Annotated in this window: 17 protein-coding genes; 8 read left to right on the forward strand and 9 right to left on the reverse strand. The window is 39.5% G+C overall.

The features are described from left to right. Positions 1–40 precede the first annotated feature (40 nt). Positions 41–406, forward strand: a complete 366-nt coding sequence (locus ACJHV0_RS02595; protein ID WP_334229509.1) for a CrcB family protein — start codon at positions 41–43, stop codon at positions 404–406. Positions 407–465: 59 nt separating this feature from the next. Here ACJHV0_RS02595 and ACJHV0_RS02600 read toward each other — a convergent pair whose 3' ends face one another. Next, a complete protein-coding gene (locus ACJHV0_RS02600) occupies positions 466–1788 on the reverse strand; it encodes an anaerobic C4-dicarboxylate transporter (RefSeq protein WP_334229508.1) in 1323 nt (440 codons plus the stop codon). A gap of 148 nt (positions 1789–1936) precedes the next feature. Between ACJHV0_RS02600 and dapF the strand changes: the two genes are divergently transcribed. Continuing rightward, on the forward strand, positions 1937–2761 hold the full coding sequence (dapF, locus tag ACJHV0_RS02605) for a diaminopimelate epimerase (RefSeq protein ID WP_483133304.1): 825 nt from the start codon (positions 1937–1939) through the stop codon (positions 2759–2761). A gap of 36 nt (positions 2762–2797) precedes the next feature. On the opposite strand, the gene ACJHV0_RS02610 is transcribed toward dapF, so the two are convergent. Beyond that, positions 2798–3337 (reverse strand): RBBP9/YdeN family alpha/beta hydrolase, encoded by a 540-nt coding sequence (locus ACJHV0_RS02610; protein WP_334235504.1) that lies wholly within the window; start codon positions 3335–3337, stop codon positions 2798–2800. A gap of 79 nt (positions 3338–3416) precedes the next feature. Here ACJHV0_RS02610 and ACJHV0_RS02615 point away from each other — a divergent pair, with 79 nt between their 5' ends. Then, on the forward strand, positions 3417–3740 hold the full coding sequence (locus tag ACJHV0_RS02615) for a DMT family transporter (protein ID WP_483133305.1): 324 nt from the start codon (positions 3417–3419) through the stop codon (positions 3738–3740). A gap of 127 nt (positions 3741–3867) precedes the next feature. Here the strand turns inward: ACJHV0_RS02615 and ACJHV0_RS02620 are convergent, their stop codons facing one another. From ACJHV0_RS02620 to xylA, 7 genes are all read right to left on the reverse strand, one after another. Continuing rightward, complete coding sequence (locus tag ACJHV0_RS02620; protein ID WP_483133306.1) at positions 3868–4788, reverse strand: LysR family transcriptional regulator; 921 nt, start codon at positions 4786–4788, stop codon at positions 3868–3870. A 66-nt stretch (positions 4789–4854) separates the two neighbouring features. After that, positions 4855–6162 (reverse strand): MFS transporter, encoded by a 1308-nt coding sequence (locus ACJHV0_RS02625; protein WP_483133307.1) that lies wholly within the window; start codon positions 6160–6162, stop codon positions 4855–4857. A 105-nt stretch (positions 6163–6267) separates the two neighbouring features. Then, positions 6268–7254, reverse strand: a complete 987-nt coding sequence (locus tag ACJHV0_RS02630) for a transketolase family protein (RefSeq protein WP_483133308.1) — start codon at positions 7252–7254, stop codon at positions 6268–6270. A 12-nt stretch (positions 7255–7266) separates the two neighbouring features. Next, positions 7267–8103: a transketolase gene (locus ACJHV0_RS02635; protein WP_483133309.1), complete on the reverse strand. Its 837-nt coding sequence runs from the start codon at positions 8101–8103 to the stop codon at positions 7267–7269. Positions 8104–8115: 12 nt separating this feature from the next. Further along, positions 8116–8883, reverse strand: a complete 768-nt coding sequence (locus tag ACJHV0_RS02640; RefSeq protein ID WP_483133310.1) for an SDR family NAD(P)-dependent oxidoreductase — start codon at positions 8881–8883, stop codon at positions 8116–8118. 311 nt (positions 8884–9194) lie between these two features. After that, a complete protein-coding gene (gene xylB / locus ACJHV0_RS02645) occupies positions 9195–10640 on the reverse strand; it encodes a xylulokinase (RefSeq protein WP_483133311.1) in 1446 nt (481 codons plus the stop codon). A 301-nt stretch (positions 10641–10941) separates the two neighbouring features. Next, on the reverse strand, positions 10942–12261 hold the full coding sequence (xylA, locus tag ACJHV0_RS02650) for a xylose isomerase (protein ID WP_483133312.1): 1320 nt from the start codon (positions 12259–12261) through the stop codon (positions 10942–10944). Positions 12262–12506: 245 nt separating this feature from the next. Here xylA and xylF point away from each other — a divergent pair, with 245 nt between their 5' ends. The 5 genes from xylF to ACJHV0_RS02675 all read left to right on the forward strand — a co-directional run bounded on the left by xylF (position 12507) and on the right by ACJHV0_RS02675 (position 18590). After that, the gene (gene xylF, locus ACJHV0_RS02655) at positions 12507–13508 is read left to right on the forward strand and encodes a D-xylose ABC transporter substrate-binding protein (protein WP_334256969.1); all 1002 of its coding nucleotides are present in this window, start codon (positions 12507–12509) and stop codon (positions 13506–13508) included. A 64-nt stretch (positions 13509–13572) separates the two neighbouring features. Continuing rightward, the gene (gene xylG / locus ACJHV0_RS02660; RefSeq protein WP_483133313.1) at positions 13573–15087 is read left to right on the forward strand and encodes a D-xylose ABC transporter ATP-binding protein; all 1515 of its coding nucleotides are present in this window, start codon (positions 13573–13575) and stop codon (positions 15085–15087) included. Between the two features lie 3 nt (positions 15088–15090). Next, positions 15091–16218 carry a sugar ABC transporter permease gene (locus ACJHV0_RS02665; protein WP_483133314.1) on the forward strand — a complete coding sequence of 376 codons (1128 nt, stop codon included), beginning with the start codon at positions 15091–15093 and terminating at the stop codon, positions 16216–16218. A 142-nt stretch (positions 16219–16360) separates the two neighbouring features. After that, on the forward strand, positions 16361–17341 hold the full coding sequence (locus tag ACJHV0_RS02670; RefSeq protein ID WP_483133315.1) for an aldo/keto reductase: 981 nt from the start codon (positions 16361–16363) through the stop codon (positions 17339–17341). 88 nt (positions 17342–17429) lie between these two features. Continuing rightward, positions 17430–18590, forward strand: a complete 1161-nt coding sequence (locus ACJHV0_RS02675; protein WP_025235125.1) for a XylR family transcriptional regulator — start codon at positions 17430–17432, stop codon at positions 18588–18590. Positions 18591–18657 lie beyond the last annotated feature (67 nt).

The following is an 18657-nucleotide window of genomic DNA, read 5'->3' on the forward strand; positions in this document are numbered from 1 at the left end:
TTCTAGGTATAATTTTACAAATCATTTTTTAGGGCAAAATATGTACTCAGTTTTTATACTTTCAACCGGTGCAGTACTTGGGGCATTGTCTCGTTGGCAATTAGGCGTGTGGGTGAATCCATTACTTAATCAGCTTGCATTAGGCACATTGTTAGCAAATTGGGCTGGTTGCTTTCTGATTGGTGTTGCGATGGGGTTTAATTTAGGCGATAGCCAAAGATTATTATTTATTACAGGCTTTCTCGGCAGTTTCACCACCTTTTCAAGTTTTTCCGCAGAGTTAAGCGAGAAATTATTAGCTGAGAAATGGGGAGAATTTGTTGCCGTATTAAGCCTGCATTTAGTGGGTGGCATTGTACTCACAATTTGTGGTATTTTGCTCACTCGTTGTCTTACAAGCGGTTAAATTTGCTGAAAAATTTGCAAATAAAAAACCTCCCAATCGGGAGGTTTTTCGTGGAACTTTTACAGTAACATATTCGATAGTAATAAACCGAAGCCGATACTGAAAATCATACTGAGTAAGCCCGGTAGCATAAAGCTGTGGTTGAAAATATATTTACCGATGCGAGTTGTACCTGTTGTATCGAAGTCGATTGAAGCAATAATCGGACCATAGTTCGGAATGAAGAAGTAGCCGTTTACGGCAACAAATACCCCGATTAATACCGGTGCAGGAATACCGATTGCAATCGCCACAGGGAATAGAGTCGCAACCGTTGCCCCTTGACTGTTCACTAATACAGAAAGTACGAAGAGTGCGAAAGCAAATGCCCAAGGAGCGGTTTCAACTAAGCCTGACACCATAGATTTTACTTCATCCATATGACCTTGCATTAAGGTATCGCCTAACCACGCAATACCGAAAATCGCAATTACCGCACGCATACCGGCGTGGAATACTGAGCCTTTGGTAATTTCATTGCCATCCGGCTTGCAGAGTAAAATGATTAATGCACCTACGCTTAACATTACGATTTCAATGGTGTGAGCCATACCCATCGGTTTGCCGTCAAACACTGGGCGAAGTGAAGGCATCGCACCCATTAAAACTACTAATAATGCACCGAATAAGAATAAGCCAACGGATAATTTTGCAGTTGGTTTTAACGGTAATTCGGTTGGGTTTGCGGTGATGTGGTTTGCTTTCACATACTCAGGATCTTGCAATAATTTTTGATAGTGTGGGTCGTCTTTCAACTCTTTACCCATTTTATTCACAAATACGCAAGCTAAACCTAAACCTAATAATGTTGAAGGAATAGTTACACTTAATACATCTCCTAAGTGAATGCCTTGTGGTTCAAGGAACGCCACTACTGCTACCACTGCGGCTGCAATTGGGCTTGCCACAATTGCAAATTGTGAAGCGATTACTGCCATTGAGAGAGGACGCTCAGGGCGAATACCGTTATGGCGGCTTACCTCAGCGATTACAGGTAATACAGAATAAGCAACGTGTCCTGTACCTGCAAGCACAGTAAATGTCCAAGTTACAAGTGGTGCGATAAAGGTAATGTGTTTTGGATTTTTACGCAAAATACGAGTGGCGATTTTGATCATATAATCTAAACCACCAGCGGCTTGCATTGCAGCCGCTGCTGCAACTACCGCCATAATCATAAACATTACATCAATCGGTAATCCTGCCGGTTTTAAGCCAAAGCCAAATGACAAAATGGCTAAACCTAAACCACCAAATACCCCTAATCCGATACCGCCAACGCGAGCACCGACCAAAATGCACAGTAACACTATAGCAAATTGGATAATAAACATAGCAGACATAATCTGACTCCTTTATATTAAAAAATGAAATCGATCACAAAAGAAATTGATATTTCTTCTTAAATTAATCGACGGCTACTATATCAATAAAGCAAAGTAATCTCTATAATCTAAATCAATAAAAGCTTTAAAAAATTTAAGGAAAAGTATGCAATTTTCAAAAATGCACGGACTTGGTAATGATTTTGTGGTGGTTGATGGTGTAACCCAAAATGTGTACCTGACAGAGGAGATGATCCGCACTTTATCAGACCGACATCGCGGAATCGGGTTTGACCAACTTTTATTGGTCGAACCGCCTTACGATCCGGAATTGGACTTTCACTACCGCATTTTCAATGCCGATGGCAGTGAAGTTTCACAATGTGGAAATGGGGCGAGATGTTTTGCCCGTTTTGTAACCTTAAAGGGTTTAACTAGCAAAAAAGATATTTATGTTAGCACCGCAAAAGGCAAAATGGTGCTGACGGTGCAAGATGACGACAAGGTGCGAGTGAATATGGGCGAGCCGATTTGGGAACCTGCACAAATCCCATTTACGGCGAATAAATTTGAGAAAAACTATATTTTACGCACTGATTTGCAAACCGTTCTATGTGGGGTGGTGTCGATGGGTAATCCACATTGTGTGCTACAAGTAGATGATGTAAAAACTGCACCAGTGAATGAACTTGGACCTTTGCTCGAAAGCCACGAACGCTTCCCTGAACGAGCGAATATCAGCTTTATGCAAGTGGTGAATCGCAATCACGTCAAATTACGGGTATATGAGCGTGGAGCAGGCGAAACCCAAGCTTGTGGCAGCGGGGCGTGCGGCACGGTAGCGGTCGGTATTATGCAACGCTTGTTGGATAATAAAGTACAGGTGGATTTGCCGGGTGGTTCACTCATTATTGAATGGCAAGGCGTAGGGCATCCTCTTTATATGACAGGTGATGCAACACATATTTATGATGGATTTATCAAGCTGTAATTATTATCGGGAGGGTTAAGTCCTCCCATTTTTTCATTAAACTAACTTCTTCACCAACTCCAACACCACAGGCAATTCGGTTACACCCTCTCTATCCAAGAAATGTCCACCCTGATTTAGGCGAATATAGTCCGCTTGCAAATGTTGAGCGAGGGCATCGCTATATTTATGATTCACGATAGTATCGTCTAACGCACTCACCACATAGCTTGGAAAATGCGATACGCTTGGTAAAATCGCATAATAATTGGTAAAGGCAGACAGTTCGGGTAAATTTTCTACGGGTTGATAGAACCCCGACACAAACACCGCCCCTTTAATTTTGGCGTAATTTTTCGCTAAAAAATTCAAAATAGCAATACAGCCCAAACTATGCCCGACAAAAATGGTTTGATCGTTAAGCTCCACATTTTGTGCAAGATGATTTAACCAACCATCTAATGACGGATTTTCCGAGTTAGGCATATTCAGCCGCTCGCAACTTACACCACATTTTTCAAGCTCCTGTTCCAACCAAGGAAACCAATGTTTATCTGCATTTGCAGTATAGCCGTGTACGATATAAACCTGTGCCATTACACACCTCCTAATTTGACTAAAAAGATTGTAGCAAAAAATGCTAAAATAGCCACATATACTACTTATAAGGAACTCAATGAACGTTTGGATTTTATTAGCGATTTCAATTTGTTTGGAAATTGCCGCCACTAACTTATTAAAATTAAGCAACGGTTTTACCAAAGCCGTACCAACCATTAGCTCGCTGGCACTTTATGGCTTATCGTTTTACTTTCTCTCAATTATTTTCCGCACCTTACCGGTGGGCATTGTCTATGCGGTTTGGTCTGGTGTAGGAATTGTACTTACTGCCCTTGTGGCTTATTTTGCCTTCGGACAAAAAATTGACCTAGCAGGCTTAATCGGCATCAGCCTCATTATCGCCGGCGTATTGGTAATTAATTTGTTTTCTAAGGTGTGATACAAGCGGTCGGTTTTACCGAATATTTTGCTAAGGTTATAAAAGGCATTTAATGTGAGGTAGGTAGAATTGAACCGTGTATCAGTTACCCATTGAGTAAAATAATGTAATCAATAGCCGGTCATTTTTAAATGACAATGTTCGATTGTGAAATTTTCAACTCGTTACTTAACCATTCAATAAAATAATTAACTTTAGTATATTTTTTATGAGAATATGGAAATGTAATATAGTGGGCATTTACAGGTATGTCAAAATCTCTAGTAAACACTCTTACAAGTTCTTTATTTAGTATATATTGCTCAGCTAGTATTGAATTTTCTAGAATAAATCCTAGTCCTTGTTTACCTGCTTCGTAACTCATATGAGATCTATCAAAACTAAATGCAAATTGTAGTCCGTGAGAAATATTAACATTATGATGTGCAAACCAATGGTGCCATTGTATTAATGTGCTTTGTGAGGCGATTAGAGGTTTAGATAAAAGATCTTTAGGTTCTTTTATAAAGTTATCATTAATCAATTCCGGATGAGTTAGAACTGTTGCATATTCGTATTTAATTGGAATAACATTTAGACCCACCCAAGAAAATATACCATGGCGAATATCAATATCTACCCTGTCTAAATTAAACTGTACATTTTCATATGAGCAAGTAAAATTTATTTGAATTTCAGGATGCAGATCTTGAAATTTTTTAATTCTAGGTAGAAGATAGATATGCCCAAATGCAGGAGAAGTATGAATATTAAGGGTTTCTTTTTCCTTCCTTTTTATAATATCATTTGTTGCAGTGTTAATTGAGTGCAAAGCACCGGAAATAGACTCTAAATATTTCTCTCCTGTGCCTGTTAAGGTGATACCTCGACCTGTCCGATAAAATAATTTTTTATTGAGGAATTTTTCAAGAGATGCAATTTGATGGCTAATTGCAGATGGGGAAACATTCAGGCTCTCTGCTGCTTTAACAATATTACCAAAGTAAGCTGCTTGCTCAAAAGCTTGTAATGCTTTTAATTGCGGAATTAATATTTTGCTTTCTGACATAATATAATCCTATAAAAAATAAGAACACAAATATACTTTGTGTTCTTATTATAATAGAGATAAATTTTATGCCAATTCTTTTTGTTTACGTCTTGAACTACTTACGATAATCGCACCCGCGATAAACATACTAATTCCTAAGAATGCAATGGCTGAATTAAATGATCCTGTGATTTCTTTTAAATAACCTACAATAGTAGGTCCGAAGAATCCTCCTAAGTTGCCAATACTATTTATTAAAGCAATTGCTCCACCTGCAGCAGCTCCTGTAATAAATGATGGCGGAATTGCCCAAAATGGAGGAAAGGCACCAAATGCTCCGCATAAAGCTATGGCTAAGAATATGAAAGCAAACCAAACATTGATATCTAACACATAAATAGCGGCCCATAGTCCTAAAGCACTAATAATAAGGCAAGCTGCGACGTGCCAAGAACGTTCTTGAGTTTTATCGGAGTGATTTCCAACACCAAGCATAACAAACATTGCAATGAAATAAATTAAACCGATTATCCAACCTAAATTTTGTAAGCTGATATTGGTTGCTGTTGAAATTGCTTTAGAAATTGTAGGCAAGAACATATTGATGCCATAATATCCCATCATCCAGAAGAAGTATCCTACTGATAACCATATAACGGTTTTATCTTTTAAAGCTTCCATAAAGGTATAGTGCTTAACTTCCTGTTTCATTCTATTTTCAATTTCAATCGTTTCAATTAACCATTCTTTTTCGTCTTTTTCTAGCCAATGAGCTTTACTTATACTGTCGGTAAGATAGAAATAACAGATAATACCTAGAATTACGGCTGGAATAGCTTCAATTATAAACATCCATTGCCAACCAGATAAGCCCATTCCTTCAATACCGAGCAAAAATGTTGAAAGTGGTGAGCCTAGAGCGTTTGCTCCCGGAATAGCAAGCATAAAAGCTGCAATAGCTCGAGCATGGTGCTTGGTTTGGTAGAAGCCACTTAAATAATGTACCATACAAGGATAGAAGCTAGCTTCTGCTACACCAAGTAAAAAACGAATAACATAAAATTGCCAGGGTGTTTTGATAAAAGCCATTAAGATAGCTAAAATTCCCCAGCTTACCATAATTCGGCAAATCCATTTTCGAGCCCCGACCTTTGACATCATAGCACTGCCAGGGACTTCTAATAAAAAATAGCCAAAGAAGAAAATACCTGCTCCGATACCAAAAACGGTATTGGAAAATTTCAGATCTTCATTCATTTGTAAAGCAGCGAAGCTAATATTGACACGGTCTAAAATTGAAATAAAAAAGCAAATAAATAAAAAAGGTAATAATCGTTTAGTAACTTTTCTAACAGTACTTTTTTCTATTTCTAAGATATTACGGCTTGTCATAAAAATCTCTCCATTGATAAGTATCAATCTATTGTGTGACATAGATTATTAGTATTTTTATTTGACAGATAAAAAGGTAGGCAAAATGCCCACCTTTTCAGCTCACTAGGCAAGCCATTTCTTGATGTTTGCACAAATGGCAGAGGTTGAAATACCATAATTATCGTGTAATGTCGGTAATGCACCTGCATCAAGGAATTTATCCGGCAATGCGATTTGTTTAACATTTGCTGAAATTTTCTCCTTAACTAACAGGTTGGCAATTGATTCTCCTAAGCCACCAATTTCTGAATGGTTTTCAGCAACCACGATCAAGCGGTTAGATTTTCCAATTTCTTGCAAAATAGTTTCAGTGTCTAAAGGTTTAATGGTAGGGCAGTGCAATACTGCAACATTGATACCTTCTTCATGAAGCTTTTTAGAAACCTCTAATGCACGCATTGTTAATATACCTGTCGAAATAATCAGAACATCTTTTCCATCTTCTAATAATTTCGCTTTACCGATTTCAAATTTATAATTGTAGTCTTTTAAAACTACTGGGACTTTGCCTCGTAATAGGCGAAGATAGACAGGTCCTTTGTGTTCGGCAATTGCAGGTACTACCTGTTCAAGTTCAAAAGCATCACAAGGATCGATAATAGTCATATTAGGAATAGCACGCATCATTGCAATATCTTCTGTTGCCTGATGGCTTGGTCCATAACCAGTTGTTAATCCTGGTAAGGCGACAGCAATTTTTACATTTAAGTTTTCTTCAGCAACGATTTGATGAATAAATTCATAAGCTCTGCGAGTGGCGAATACTGCGTAAGTAGTTACAAATGGCATTAGGCCGGTTTTTGCTAATCCACCTGCTGTTGCAATAGCCAGTTGTTCTGCAATGCCTACTTGGAAGAAACGCTCAGGATATTTTTGAGCAAATAAGTGCAAATCGGTATATTTTGCTAAATCTGCGGTTACTGCAACAATATCTTTACGTGATTCGGCTAGTTTATTTAATGCCTCACCAAATGGTGCAGAAATAGTTTCTTGTCCTTCTTCGGCAATAGAGGCAATCATTGCTGATGTAGTTAATTTTTTCTTAGTCATCGTAGTTATCCCCTATTGTTTTTGACTTTCATCTAATATAGAAATGGCTTTTTGCCATTCATCGGAATCCACTCGGATAAAGTGATTTTTTTCTCGAGACTCTAAGAATGGAACCCCTTTGCCCATTAACGTATCAAAAATAATTACTCGTGGTTTGTCACCTTTATAACTTTTTGCTTTATCAAAGGCTTCCACAACAGCAGATAAATTATTACCATCAACACGTTGAACATACCAACCAAAAGCTTCCCATTTATCTACAAGTGGTTCAAAGTTCATCACATCAGTAGATTTCCCATCTGCTTGTTGCTGATTAACATCAATTAGATTTATGATATTACTGAGTTTATGGTGGCTTGCTGCCATTGCTGCTTCCCAAGTAGAACCTTCATCTAATTCACCATCAGACATAGAGTTATAAACGAAAGATTTCTTGCCTTGATATTTCAAACCTAATGCAATACCAACTGCGATAGACAGACCTAAACCAAGTGAGCCACCTGACATTTCCATTCCTGGTGTGTAGGTTGTCATACCAGACATAGGAAGACGGCTATTATCACAGCCATAGGTTTCTAATTCATCTTCTGGAATGATTTTTGCCTCAATCAAAGCTGCATAAAATGCAATCGCATAGTGACCGTGAGAAAGTAAGAAGAAATCACGATCTTCCCATTCAGGGTTATCAGGTTTAAAGTTCATTGCATAGCAATAAGCGGTTGCTAATACATCAGCATAACCTAATGCTTGTCCTATATAACCTTGTCCTTGTACCTCACCCATTCTTAACGCATAGCGTCTAATGTTATAGGCACTTTTGGAGAGTTTTTCTAATTCTTGTTCTGTCATAATTTACTCCTTCTAGTGAATTAACATACCACCGTTAATATCTAAAACGATACCGGTAGAGTAAGAAGAAAGATCGCTAGCTAAGAATAATGCACCTCTTGCAATATCAATGGCATCACCTAAACGGCCAAGTGGAATACCTGAAATAATCTGAGCTTTCATTTCATCAGTTAATTTACCTTGCGTGATATCGGTTTGAATTAAACCTGGAGTAATACAGTTTACACGGATATTATCAGCCCCAAATTCACGGGCCATCGCTTTAGCTAAGCCTAAAACACCTGCTTTGGCTGCACTATAGTGTGGGCCACCAAAGATACCACCTCCACGTTGTGCAGAAACAGAAGAAATGCAAACAATACTTCCTGATTTCTGTGTTTGCATTATTGGAAGAACAGCCTGTGACATTAATAATGTACCACGTAAGCTTACATTTAATACGGCATCATAATTTTCACTTTTAATATCTAAGGTCTTAATTGGCTGAGTGATGCCAGCGTTATTCACAAGCACATCAATATGACCGTATTTTGCTAAGATTTTTCCAGTACCGGCCTTAACTTGTGCTTCATCTGTAACATTAATTGCAATGCCCATATGTCCTGAACCTGGTAAGGAATTTGCAGCTTCTATTGCTGCATCTTCATTTAAATCAGCAATAATAACTTTAGCCCCTTGTTCCGCAAATAATACAGCAGTGGCTTTACCTAACCCTCTGGCAGAAGCAGCACCAGTAATAATAGCGACTTTATCTTTTAGTAACATTTTGTTTCTCCTCATATAGGTATAATGTTTGGCGAACTAAAGATAACTAAAGTCTAGTTGAGGAGAAATAGCGAACATCTCAATCGTGATTGAAAAAAATTGAAATCGTGATGTAGGTAACAAAAATTAGCTTTGTCTGAAAGTGGAAAGATAATTTTGATTACAGCTGTCTGAATTGGCTTGATGAGTTAGAGCCAGCGTTACACAACTACATTCTTTATTACAATGAGTAATGAGCCAAGCAGAGGTGAAAAAATTTGAGCTCGTAAAATACCGAGCTCAATATTTAATTTATGAGTTATTACGTTTATGGAAACAGATAAGAATTATAACCCCTTCAACCGCCGGTAAAGCTCAGTAAATTTTTGGCGTTTTTGTTGATATTCTGCATAGCGGGCAGGGGTTGGTTGGTAAACCTGTTCCAGGGGTAACGGCTGACAGAACGTAGCAATATTCTGATTTGGGTTTAACGCAATTTGAGCGAGTTTTGCCGCCCCTAATGCCGGACCAACATCGCCACCAGTGCGGTATTCAAAGGTTTTACCGCTAATATCGGCGAGTAGTTGTCGCCAGTACGCACTTTTTGCTCCACCGCCAATTAATGCAATATTGTCAGCAATTACACCTGTTTCGTGGAGTACCTCAATCCCTTCAGCCAAAGCGAAACTTACCCCTTCAATCACGGCTTTTGCCATCGTTATTTGGTTGTCGTTATGGCTTAATCCCCAAAATACGCCTTTCGCATAAGGATCATTATGCGGTGTACGCTCACCTGATAAATAAGGTAAGAAAATAACATCAGATGCCGTTTGGTTTGCTTCAACCTGTTGGAATAAGGTCGATACATCTTTTAGTCCCAATGATTTTACTGCCCAATCTACTGCAGAAGCGGCACTTAATATTACTGACATCAGATGCCAACGATCAGGTAAAGCGTGGCAAAAACTATGCACTGCTTTTTGCGGATTAGCCTGAAATTTATCGCTCACTACAAAATAAACCCCTGAAGTCCCCAATGAGAGCATAGCTTGTCCGGTTTGGTATAAACCAATACCGATTGCACCGGCGGCATTATCGCCACCGCCCGCCACAATCGGCACAGATTTCATTTTCCATTGCTCGGCAAGGGTTGGGCGTAAATAACCTGTGATTTGATTGCCTTCAAACAGTTTCGGCATATTTTCAATGTCTAATCCGCAAGCATTCAGTAGCGATTTGTTCCAATCCCGTTTCCCCACATCAAGCCACATTGTGCCTGATGCATCGGACATATCAGAAGCGTATTCGCCTGTCATTAAGAGCCTTAAATAATCTTTCGGCAACAACACTTTACTCACTTTTTCCGCTACATTTGGTAAGTGTTTCTCCACCCAACGCAATTTCGGGGCGGTAAAGCCTGGCATCATCAGATTGCCTGTGATTTCACGGCTGTTTGGCACTAGTTTTTCCAACTCTTCGCATTCAGCAAAACTGCGTCCGTCATTCCATAAAATTGCAGGGGAAAGTACATTGTCAGCATTGTCTAGCAAGGTCGCTCCGTGCATCTGCCCGGTTAAGCCGATAGCTTTCACACCATTTAAATCCTGTTGAGAGGCTAGCTCAAGCATTGCTTCATTGGCGGCATTCCACCAATCTTGTGGGTTTTGTTCAGACCACAATGGCTGTGGGCGGGAAATAGGGAGAGGTTTTTGGGTGATTGCAACAATGTGTTGGGTTTCATCCAGTAGAACGACTTTAACCCCAGAAGTACCAAGATCAATTCCAATATACATAAATATTCCTTTGTCATTGAATACAAGCGGTCATTTTATTCGGGAAATTTGCAATTTAACGTTTTGGAGATCTATCACCCCTCTTTAGCAAAGAGGGGAGGGGGAGATTTGGCAGAAGAAATAAACGGAGAAAATAGATATAAGATAAAAGTATTGAAGCAAATTTAAAAATAGTGAAGTTATCTTTTTCTCACTTCGCTAATCACTCCTGCCAAATCTCCCCTAACCCCTCTTTGCTAAAGAGGGGGATCAGATCGAGCTTAAATTTGCAAATTTTTTACAAAAAACAACCGCTTGTAGATTAACGATAAATATAGCTATTCACTAAATTTTCTAAATATTCTTGCTGACCTGAAACCGGTTTTGGATCTAAGTCTTGGGTTTCTATGATTCTAGCAAGATCTTCAAGGCTGGCTTTGCCTGTTAAGATTTGCTGACCAAGATCTTGGTTCCAGCCTGCGTAGCGGTTATCCACTACTTTTTGTAACGCTTGGTCTTCAATCATTTTCGCTGCACGTTTAAGGGAGAGGGCTAACACGTCCATTGCCCCGATGTGTGCGTGGAATAAATCATAAGGGTCGGTACTTTGACGGCGGATTTTCGCATCAAAGTTGAAACCACCAGTGGTGAAACCGCCAGCTTTTAAGATTTCGTACATTACCAAGGTGTTTTCTTCCACGCTGTTCGGGAATTGGTCGGTATCCCAGCCTAATTGCGGGTCGCCACGGTTTGCATCGATAGAACCGAAGATACCTAATGCCGTTGCAGTTGCAATTTCGTGTTGGAATGTATGCCCTGCAAGTGTCGCGTGGTTGGCTTCAATGTTCATTTTGATTTCATTTTCTAAACCGAACTGTTTTAAGAAACCATAAACGGTTGCGACATCGTAATCGTATTGGTGTTTGGTTGGCTCTTGTGGTTTTGGTTCTATGAGTAATGTGCCTTTAAAGCCGATTTTATGTTTATGTTCTACCACTAATTGCATAAAGCGACCGATTTGTTCACGCTCACGTTTTAAGTCGGTGTTGAGTAAAGTTTCATAACCTTCACGTCCGCCCCATAACACATAGTTTTCACCGCCTAAGCGTTTTGTCGCGTTCATTGCGGTAAAGACTTGTGCCGCTGCCCAAGCAAACACTTCCGGATTTGGATTGGTTGAGGCTCCCGACATATAGCGAGGGTTGGTAAAGCAGTTTGCTGTACCCCACAATAATTTCACGCCAGTTTCTGCTTGTTTTTGCTCTAAAATATCTACAATGGTGTTGAAGTTATGGAGATATTCTTTGAAATTATTGCCTTCAGGGGCGATATCCACATCGTGGAAACAGTAATAAGGCACGCCTAATTTTTGGAAAAATTCAAAGGCAATTTCCGCTTTTTGTTTCGCACCTGCAAGTAAATCGCCTGTTTTTTGCCAGCTGCGATCCAATGAACCGACACCAAACATATCGTTGCCTGTCCAGCAGAATGTATGCCAATAGCAAACCGCTAAACGCAAATGTTCTGCCATTGTTTTGCCTAAAATCACTTCATTTGGATTGTAGTGTTTGAATGCGAAAGGATTGGTTGAGTTTGCCCCTTTGTATTGTACTTTTGAGATTTTGTCGAAATAGTTAGACATAACAATGCTCCTATGTATTGGAAAAATGATGTTTCGGCGACATCATCGGAGAATTATCAAAACCATTCAATTACGATATTTCGTTTTTTAATTTCGATTATTGGTTAATGTGGCGTAGATCACAAAAGTGAAAAATCGTAATAGTGTTGAGAAATATGATAATTGAACTTCATTTGAAATCAGAACAGACTTTGAACGAGCAAGAATAGGCTCGAACATTATTTTTACAACCAATGAGGTGAACTATGAAACTTAAGTCCAAATTATTAGCAGTTGCTGCCGCCACTTTAATGGTATTTAGCCACTCAGCGATTGCTAAAGATCTAAAAATCGGTATGTCTATCGATGATTTACGTTTAGAGCGTTGGCAAAAAGATAGAGATATTTTTGTGAATAAAGCAGAAGCCTTAGGTGCAAAAGTGTTTGTGCAATCCGCAAATGGCGATGCGACCGCTCAAATTTCTCAAATTGAGAATATGTTAAATAAAGATATTGATGTATTAGTGATTATTCCGTTTAACGGCGAAGTGTTATCAAACGTAATTGCCGAAGCGAAAAAAGAAGGTGTTAAAGTTTTAGCTTATGACCGTCTAATTAATAACGCAGATATTGATTTTTATGTTTCATTCGATAACGAAAAAGTGGGTGAGTTACAAGCACAAAGCATTATCGAGCAAAAACCAGAAGGGAATTATTTCTTAATGGGTGGTTCACCGGTGGATAACAATGCGAAGTTATTCCGTAAAGGGCAAATGAAAGTGCTACAACCACATATTGATAGCGGAAAAATTAAAGTGGTGGGCGATCAATGGGTAGATTCTTGGTTAGCCGAGAAAGCATTACAAATTATGGAAAATGCTTTAACCGCCAATAAAAACAACATTGATGCAGTAGTGGCTTCAAACGATGCCACTGCAGGTGGTGCAATCCAAGCATTAAGTGCTCAAGGTTTATCAGGCAAAGTGGCAATTTCTGGTCAAGATGCTGACTTAGCGGCGATTAAACGCATTATCGCGGGTACACAGACGATGACTGTGTATAAACCTATCACGAATTTAGCAGATAAAGCAGCCGAAATCTCTGTTGCATTAGGTAAAGGTGATAAAGTGGAATCTAATGCACAATTGAATAATGGTGCTAAAGAAGTTCCTGCATTCTTATTAGAGCCTGTTGTGGTAACTAAAGATAACATTGATGAAACGGTGATTAAAGATGGTTTCCACACAAAAGAAGCTATTAATAAATAAAGATTAATTCTATCGTTTAAGATGGCAAGGAGTATTCCTTGCCATATTTTGAAGGGGATAAGTTATGGCGAAATTATTAGAGATGAAGAATATCACCAAAAAATTTGGTGATGTTGTTGCATTAAATAATATTTCAATTTCCCTTGAAACCGGTGAAATACTTTCTTTGTGTGGTGAAAATGGTTCAGGCAAATCAACCTTAATGAAAGTATTGTGTGGCATTTATCCTGCCGGTGAGTATGAAGGGGAAATCTATTTTTCCGGCGAAAAACTGATTGCCAAAAATATTAAAGATACTGAAGAGAAAGGCATTTCCATTATTCACCAAGAATTGACCTTAGTAAAAAATATGTCGATTTTGGAGAATATGTTTTTAGGGAATGAAATTACCAAATCAGGTGTTACAGATGACAACGAAATGTATCTACGTTGTAAAACCTTGTTAGAGCAAGTGCAGCTGGATATTGACCCAAACACCAAAGTAGGAGAGTTAGGCTTAGGGCAACAACAATTAGTCGAAATTGCCAAAGCATTGAACAAACAGGTACGTTTATTGATTTTGGACGAACCAACCGCCTCTCTTACTGAAAAAGAAACCGATATTCTGCTTAATTTAATTAAAGACTTAAAAGCTCATAACATTGCTTGCGTTTATATTTCTCACAAATTGAACGAGGTCAAAGCCATTTCTGACAAAATTTGCGTGATCCGTGATGGCGAACATATCGGCACTCGCTCGGCAATCGGTATGAGTGAAGATGACATTATCACGATGATGGTTGGGCGTGAAATTACCTCGCTCTATCCACACGAACCGCACGAGATTGGCGAAGAAATTTTGCGTGTTGAAAATATTACTGCTTGGCACCCAACTAACACACATATCAAGCGGGTAGATAATGCTAATTTTGTACTACACAAAGGCGAAATTTTAGGTGTGGCAGGTTTGGTCGGTTCAGGACGAACCGAAATGGCACAATGTATTTTTGGCTCTTATCAAGGGAAATATCAGGCTGATATTTATCTCAATAACCAAAAAATAAAAATCAAAAATTGTGCTCAAGCCATTGAAAATCACATTGTAATGGTGCCAGAAGATCGTAAAAAACACGGTATTGTACCGATTATGGGAGTAGGCAAAAATATTACTCTCTCTGCATTGCCGCAATTTTGTTTTGGAAAAAAAGTGATAAATGAACCGCTTGAAGAGACCATTATCAACCAATCTATTGCCAAACTAAAAGTGAAAACTTCCTCACCTGAATTAGCCATTGGGCGGTTAAGTGGAGGTAATCAACAAAAGGCGATTTTAGCAAAATGTTTGCTGCTCAATCCGAAAATCTTAATTTTAGACGAGCCGACACGAGGCATTGATGTGGGGGCGAAATATGAAATTTATAAACTCATCAATCAATTAGCTCAAGAAGGAATGGCGATTATTGTGATCTCTTCCGAATTGCCAGAAGTATTAGGCATTAGCGACCGTGTGTTAGTAATGCACGAGGGCAAAATCAAAGCAAACCTCATCAACCAAAATTTAACCCAAGAAAAAGTGATGGAAGCGGCACTCAAGGAGTAATCTATGAACAAGTTAAAATCAATCAATTTACAAGTCTATATTATGCTGATTGCCATCGTGGTGATTATGAGTTTTTTCTCAATTGCAACAGATGGTGCCTATTTAAGTGCCAGAAACATTTCTAACCTGCTACGCCAAACTTCCATTACAGGTATTCTTGCCATTGGTATGGTATTTGTGATTATTTCCGCTGAAATTGACTTATCTGTTGGTTCACTAATGGGTTTACTTGGCGGCTTTGCTGCGATCAGTAATGTCTGGTGGGGTTGGCCTTTACCGCTAACCATTGCGGTTACACTTGTTTTAGGCTTGATGATCGGGGCGTGGAACGGCTGGTGGGTGGCTTATCAAAAAGTACCATCTTTTATTGTAACCCTTGCAGGTATGTTGGCATTTCGTGGCATCTTAGTCGGTATCACCAACGGTACAACGGTTTCGCCTATTAGCGAAGAGATGACAACTATCGGTCAAGGCTACTTGCCTGATATGGTCGGTATGATTTTAGGCACAATCGGTATTCTCTGCTTTATTGCTTGGGGTAGCTACCAACGTAAGGCAAGACAAAAACTTAATTTAACCGTTCCGACTTTCCCAAAAGAAACCTTCAAATATGGCATTGTAGCGATGATTGTATTAGGGGCAATTTATCTGCTCAATGATTATCGTGGCGTACCATTCCCGGTATTGGTATTAGTAGTATTAGCGATTGCAGGTACATTCCTAGCTCGTAAAACTGCCTTCGGTCGCCACGTTTATGCGATTGGTGGTAACATTGATGCTGCACGTCTCTCAGGTATTTCGGTTGAAAAAGTCAAACTGTCGATTTTCGCACTAAACGGATTATTAGTTGCTATCGCAGGCTTGATTTTAAGCTCTCGCTTAGGAGCTGGGGCTCCATCCGCAGGACAAAATGCTGAATTAGATGCGATTGCTGCCTGTGTGATTGGTGGAGCAAGCTTAGCTGGTGGTATCGGCACAATTTACGGCGTAGTCATCGGAGCATTTATCATCGCCTTACTGGATAACGGAATGAGTATGCTTGATGTGCCAACTTTCTGGCAATATATCGTAAAAGGTGCGATTTTACTACTTGCGGTTTGGGTGGATACAATAAGCAAGAAAAAAGCCTAATTGCTCCCCTGATACAAGCGGTCGTTTTTTGTAAAAAATTTGCAAAAAACGACCGCTTGTCTAGAATGATATAAATGTAAATCTTTAATAGCCCTAAATTGTTTTGAAACAGAAACATCACTTTCACTCAGCGGAGATACTTATGAAACAACGCAGATTTGGTAAAACCAACAAAATGGTGTCGGAAATCGGTTTAGGTACTTGGCAGCTTGGGACGAAATGGGGCGATCCGTTTAATCACCAAGAGGCGATGGCAATTTTAGAAACCGCCTATGAGCAAGGCATAAATTTTATTGATACGGCTGATGTGTATAACAACGGGCAAAGCGAGAAAGCGATTGGCGAAATCTTGAAAAAATATCCTGACTTTTTCTATGTGGTAACCAAGTGTGGGCGAGCGTTAAATCCACATACAGCTGAAATGTACACGCCACAGGCAATCGAAAAGTTTGTTGAGGGTAGTTTAAGCCGTTTAGGTACAGAAAAGTTAGATATGATTTTGCTCCATTGCCCGCCAACCTCGGTGTATCGCAATGATGAGATTTTTGCAAAATTGGAACAGCTTAAGTCTAGCGGAAAATTGATCGACTACGGTGTGAGTATCGAAACTGTCGAAGAAGGTTTGCTGGCAATGGATTACGATATTGCCGCAATGGAAGTCATCTTCAATATGTTCCGTCTAAAACCGTTGGAGCAACTTTTCCCAACCGCACAGCAAAAAGATGTGGGCATCATTGCCCGAGTGCCGTTAGCAAGTGGTTTATTAACCGGCAGATACAGTGCTAGCACACAATTTGGCAAAGATGATCACCGCACATTCAACCGACAAGGTGAAGCCTTTGATAAAGGCGAAACTTTCTCCGGTGTGGATTATCAACTTGGCTTACAAGCAGTAGAAGAGCTGAAAGCCTTATTCGGTACGGAAGATTTAATTCCTCACGCATTACGTTGGGTATTGATGAATGATGCGGTGAGTACCGTGATTCCGGGGGCAAGTAAAGTTTCACAAGTGATCACTAATGCGGAAGTTGATGCCTTCCCACTATTAACAGAACAACAGATGCAAAAAGTGGCGGAGATTTATAACAGATTGATTCGCCCGGACGTACACAATTTATGGTAGTTGTTAATAGGAAAAAGCCACGAATTTTCGTGGCTTTTGCTTGTTCCCCGATTTTGATTTAATATTATTCTATTCACGGAGGGGAACAATGACAGAGCAATATCATAAAATCGCCCTGCTTTTTAATGCAAATAAAATTTACGATCGTGGCGTAATGCGAGGGATTGGGCAGTTTATTCAGGCTTCTCAATGCTCTTGGGATATTTTTATTGAAGATGATTTTGTCTATCATAAAAATACCATTGAAAGCCTCTCCATTGACGGTATTATTGCCGATTTTGACGATCCTGAAACCGTTGAGTTGCTAAAAGGCATTAATGTACCGATTGTCGGCGTGGGCGGTTCTTATCAAAATCCTGATTTTTACCCGAAAGTACCTTATGTCGCAACCGATAACTATGCGTTGGTGGAAGCAGCATTTCTACACCTAAAGCAAAAAGGCATTAATCAGTTTGCTTTTTATGGCTACCCGGCAGAAACGGAAAAACATTGGGCGGTAGAGCGTCAAAACGCTTTTATTCAGCTGATGGAAAAATATGAACATCAACCGAATTGTTACATTGGCGACCAAACTCATTCCGATAACTGGCTCGAACTGCAAACGAAACTCGGTGAATGGCTGCAAACCTTGCCGCCTCACACAGGAATTATTGCGGTAACAGATGCTAGAGCCAGACACCTTTTACAAACTTGCGAGCACCTAAAAATTGCTGTGCCGGAGCAGCTTTGTGTGATTGGTATTGATAACGAAGAGCTGATTCAATATCTCTCTCGTGTTTCTCTTTCCTCTGTTACACAAGGCACAACACAAATTGGCTATCACGCAGCGAAGTTGCTTTATCGCAAACTAAACGATCTGCCTGTTTCATTTAAACCGATTTTGATCCCTCCGCTGAAAGTGGAAGAACGCCGTTCCACCGATTACCGTTCTTTGCAAGATCCGCTGGTTATTCAGGCAATGCACTACATTCGCCATCGGGCTTGTCAGGGGATCAAGGTAGAACAGGTATTGGATCACCTTAAAATTTCTCGTTCCAACCTCGAGCAGCGTTTTAAAGAGGAGATGAACAAAACCATTCATCAAGTTATCCACGAGGAAAAGCTGGCTCGAGCAAGATATATGCTCAAATTTACTGATATTTCGACCCAAGAGATTGCCAATGTGTGCGGATATCCTTCCCTACAGTATTTCTATGCGGTGTTTAAAAAAGAATTTGGCAAAACCCCGAAAGAGTTTCGGGAAGAGTAGTTACAAGCGGTCGTTTTTACGCAAAATTTTGCATATAATGAGCAATATTTTTTATTACTCAATGTAT

This window comes from Mannheimia sp. (assembly GCF_056854775.1).

Excerpts from the sequence above, each read along its gene's own strand:
- ACJHV0_RS02600 (WP_334229508.1), bottom strand. The coding sequence starts at position 1,788 with ATGTCTGCTATGTTTATTATCCAATTTGCTATAGTGTTACTGTGCATT.
- ACJHV0_RS02625 (WP_483133307.1), bottom strand. The coding sequence starts at position 6,162 with ATGACAAGCCGTAATATCTTAGAAATAGAAAAAAGTACTGTTAGAAAA.
- ACJHV0_RS02620 (WP_483133306.1), bottom strand. The coding sequence starts at position 4,788 with ATGTCAGAAAGCAAAATATTAATTCCGCAATTAAAAGCATTACAAGCT.
- ACJHV0_RS02665 (WP_483133314.1), top strand. The coding sequence starts at position 15,091 with ATGAACAAGTTAAAATCAATCAATTTACAAGTCTATATTATGCTGATT.
- ACJHV0_RS02630 (WP_483133308.1), bottom strand. The coding sequence starts at position 7,254 with ATGACTAAGAAAAAATTAACTACATCAGCAATGATTGCCTCTATTGCC.
- ACJHV0_RS02610 (WP_334235504.1), bottom strand. The coding sequence starts at position 3,337 with ATGGCACAGGTTTATATCGTACACGGCTATACTGCAAATGCAGATAAA.
- ACJHV0_RS02675 (WP_025235125.1), top strand. The coding sequence starts at position 17,430 with ATGACAGAGCAATATCATAAAATCGCCCTGCTTTTTAATGCAAATAAA.
- dapF (WP_483133304.1), top strand. The coding sequence starts at position 1,937 with ATGCAATTTTCAAAAATGCACGGACTTGGTAATGATTTTGTGGTGGTT.
- ACJHV0_RS02595 (WP_334229509.1), top strand. The coding sequence starts at position 41 with ATGTACTCAGTTTTTATACTTTCAACCGGTGCAGTACTTGGGGCATTG.
- xylF (WP_334256969.1), top strand. The coding sequence starts at position 12,507 with ATGAAACTTAAGTCCAAATTATTAGCAGTTGCTGCCGCCACTTTAATG.
- ACJHV0_RS02670 (WP_483133315.1), top strand. The coding sequence starts at position 16,361 with ATGAAACAACGCAGATTTGGTAAAACCAACAAAATGGTGTCGGAAATC.
- xylA (WP_483133312.1), bottom strand. The coding sequence starts at position 12,261 with ATGTCTAACTATTTCGACAAAATCTCAAAAGTACAATACAAAGGGGCA.
- xylB (WP_483133311.1), bottom strand. The coding sequence starts at position 10,640 with ATGTATATTGGAATTGATCTTGGTACTTCTGGGGTTAAAGTCGTTCTA.
- xylG (WP_483133313.1), top strand. The coding sequence starts at position 13,573 with ATGGCGAAATTATTAGAGATGAAGAATATCACCAAAAAATTTGGTGAT.
- ACJHV0_RS02635 (WP_483133309.1), bottom strand. The coding sequence starts at position 8,103 with ATGACAGAACAAGAATTAGAAAAACTCTCCAAAAGTGCCTATAACATT.
- ACJHV0_RS02615 (WP_483133305.1), top strand. The coding sequence starts at position 3,417 with ATGAACGTTTGGATTTTATTAGCGATTTCAATTTGTTTGGAAATTGCC.
- ACJHV0_RS02640 (WP_483133310.1), bottom strand. The coding sequence starts at position 8,883 with ATGAGGAGAAACAAAATGTTACTAAAAGATAAAGTCGCTATTATTACT.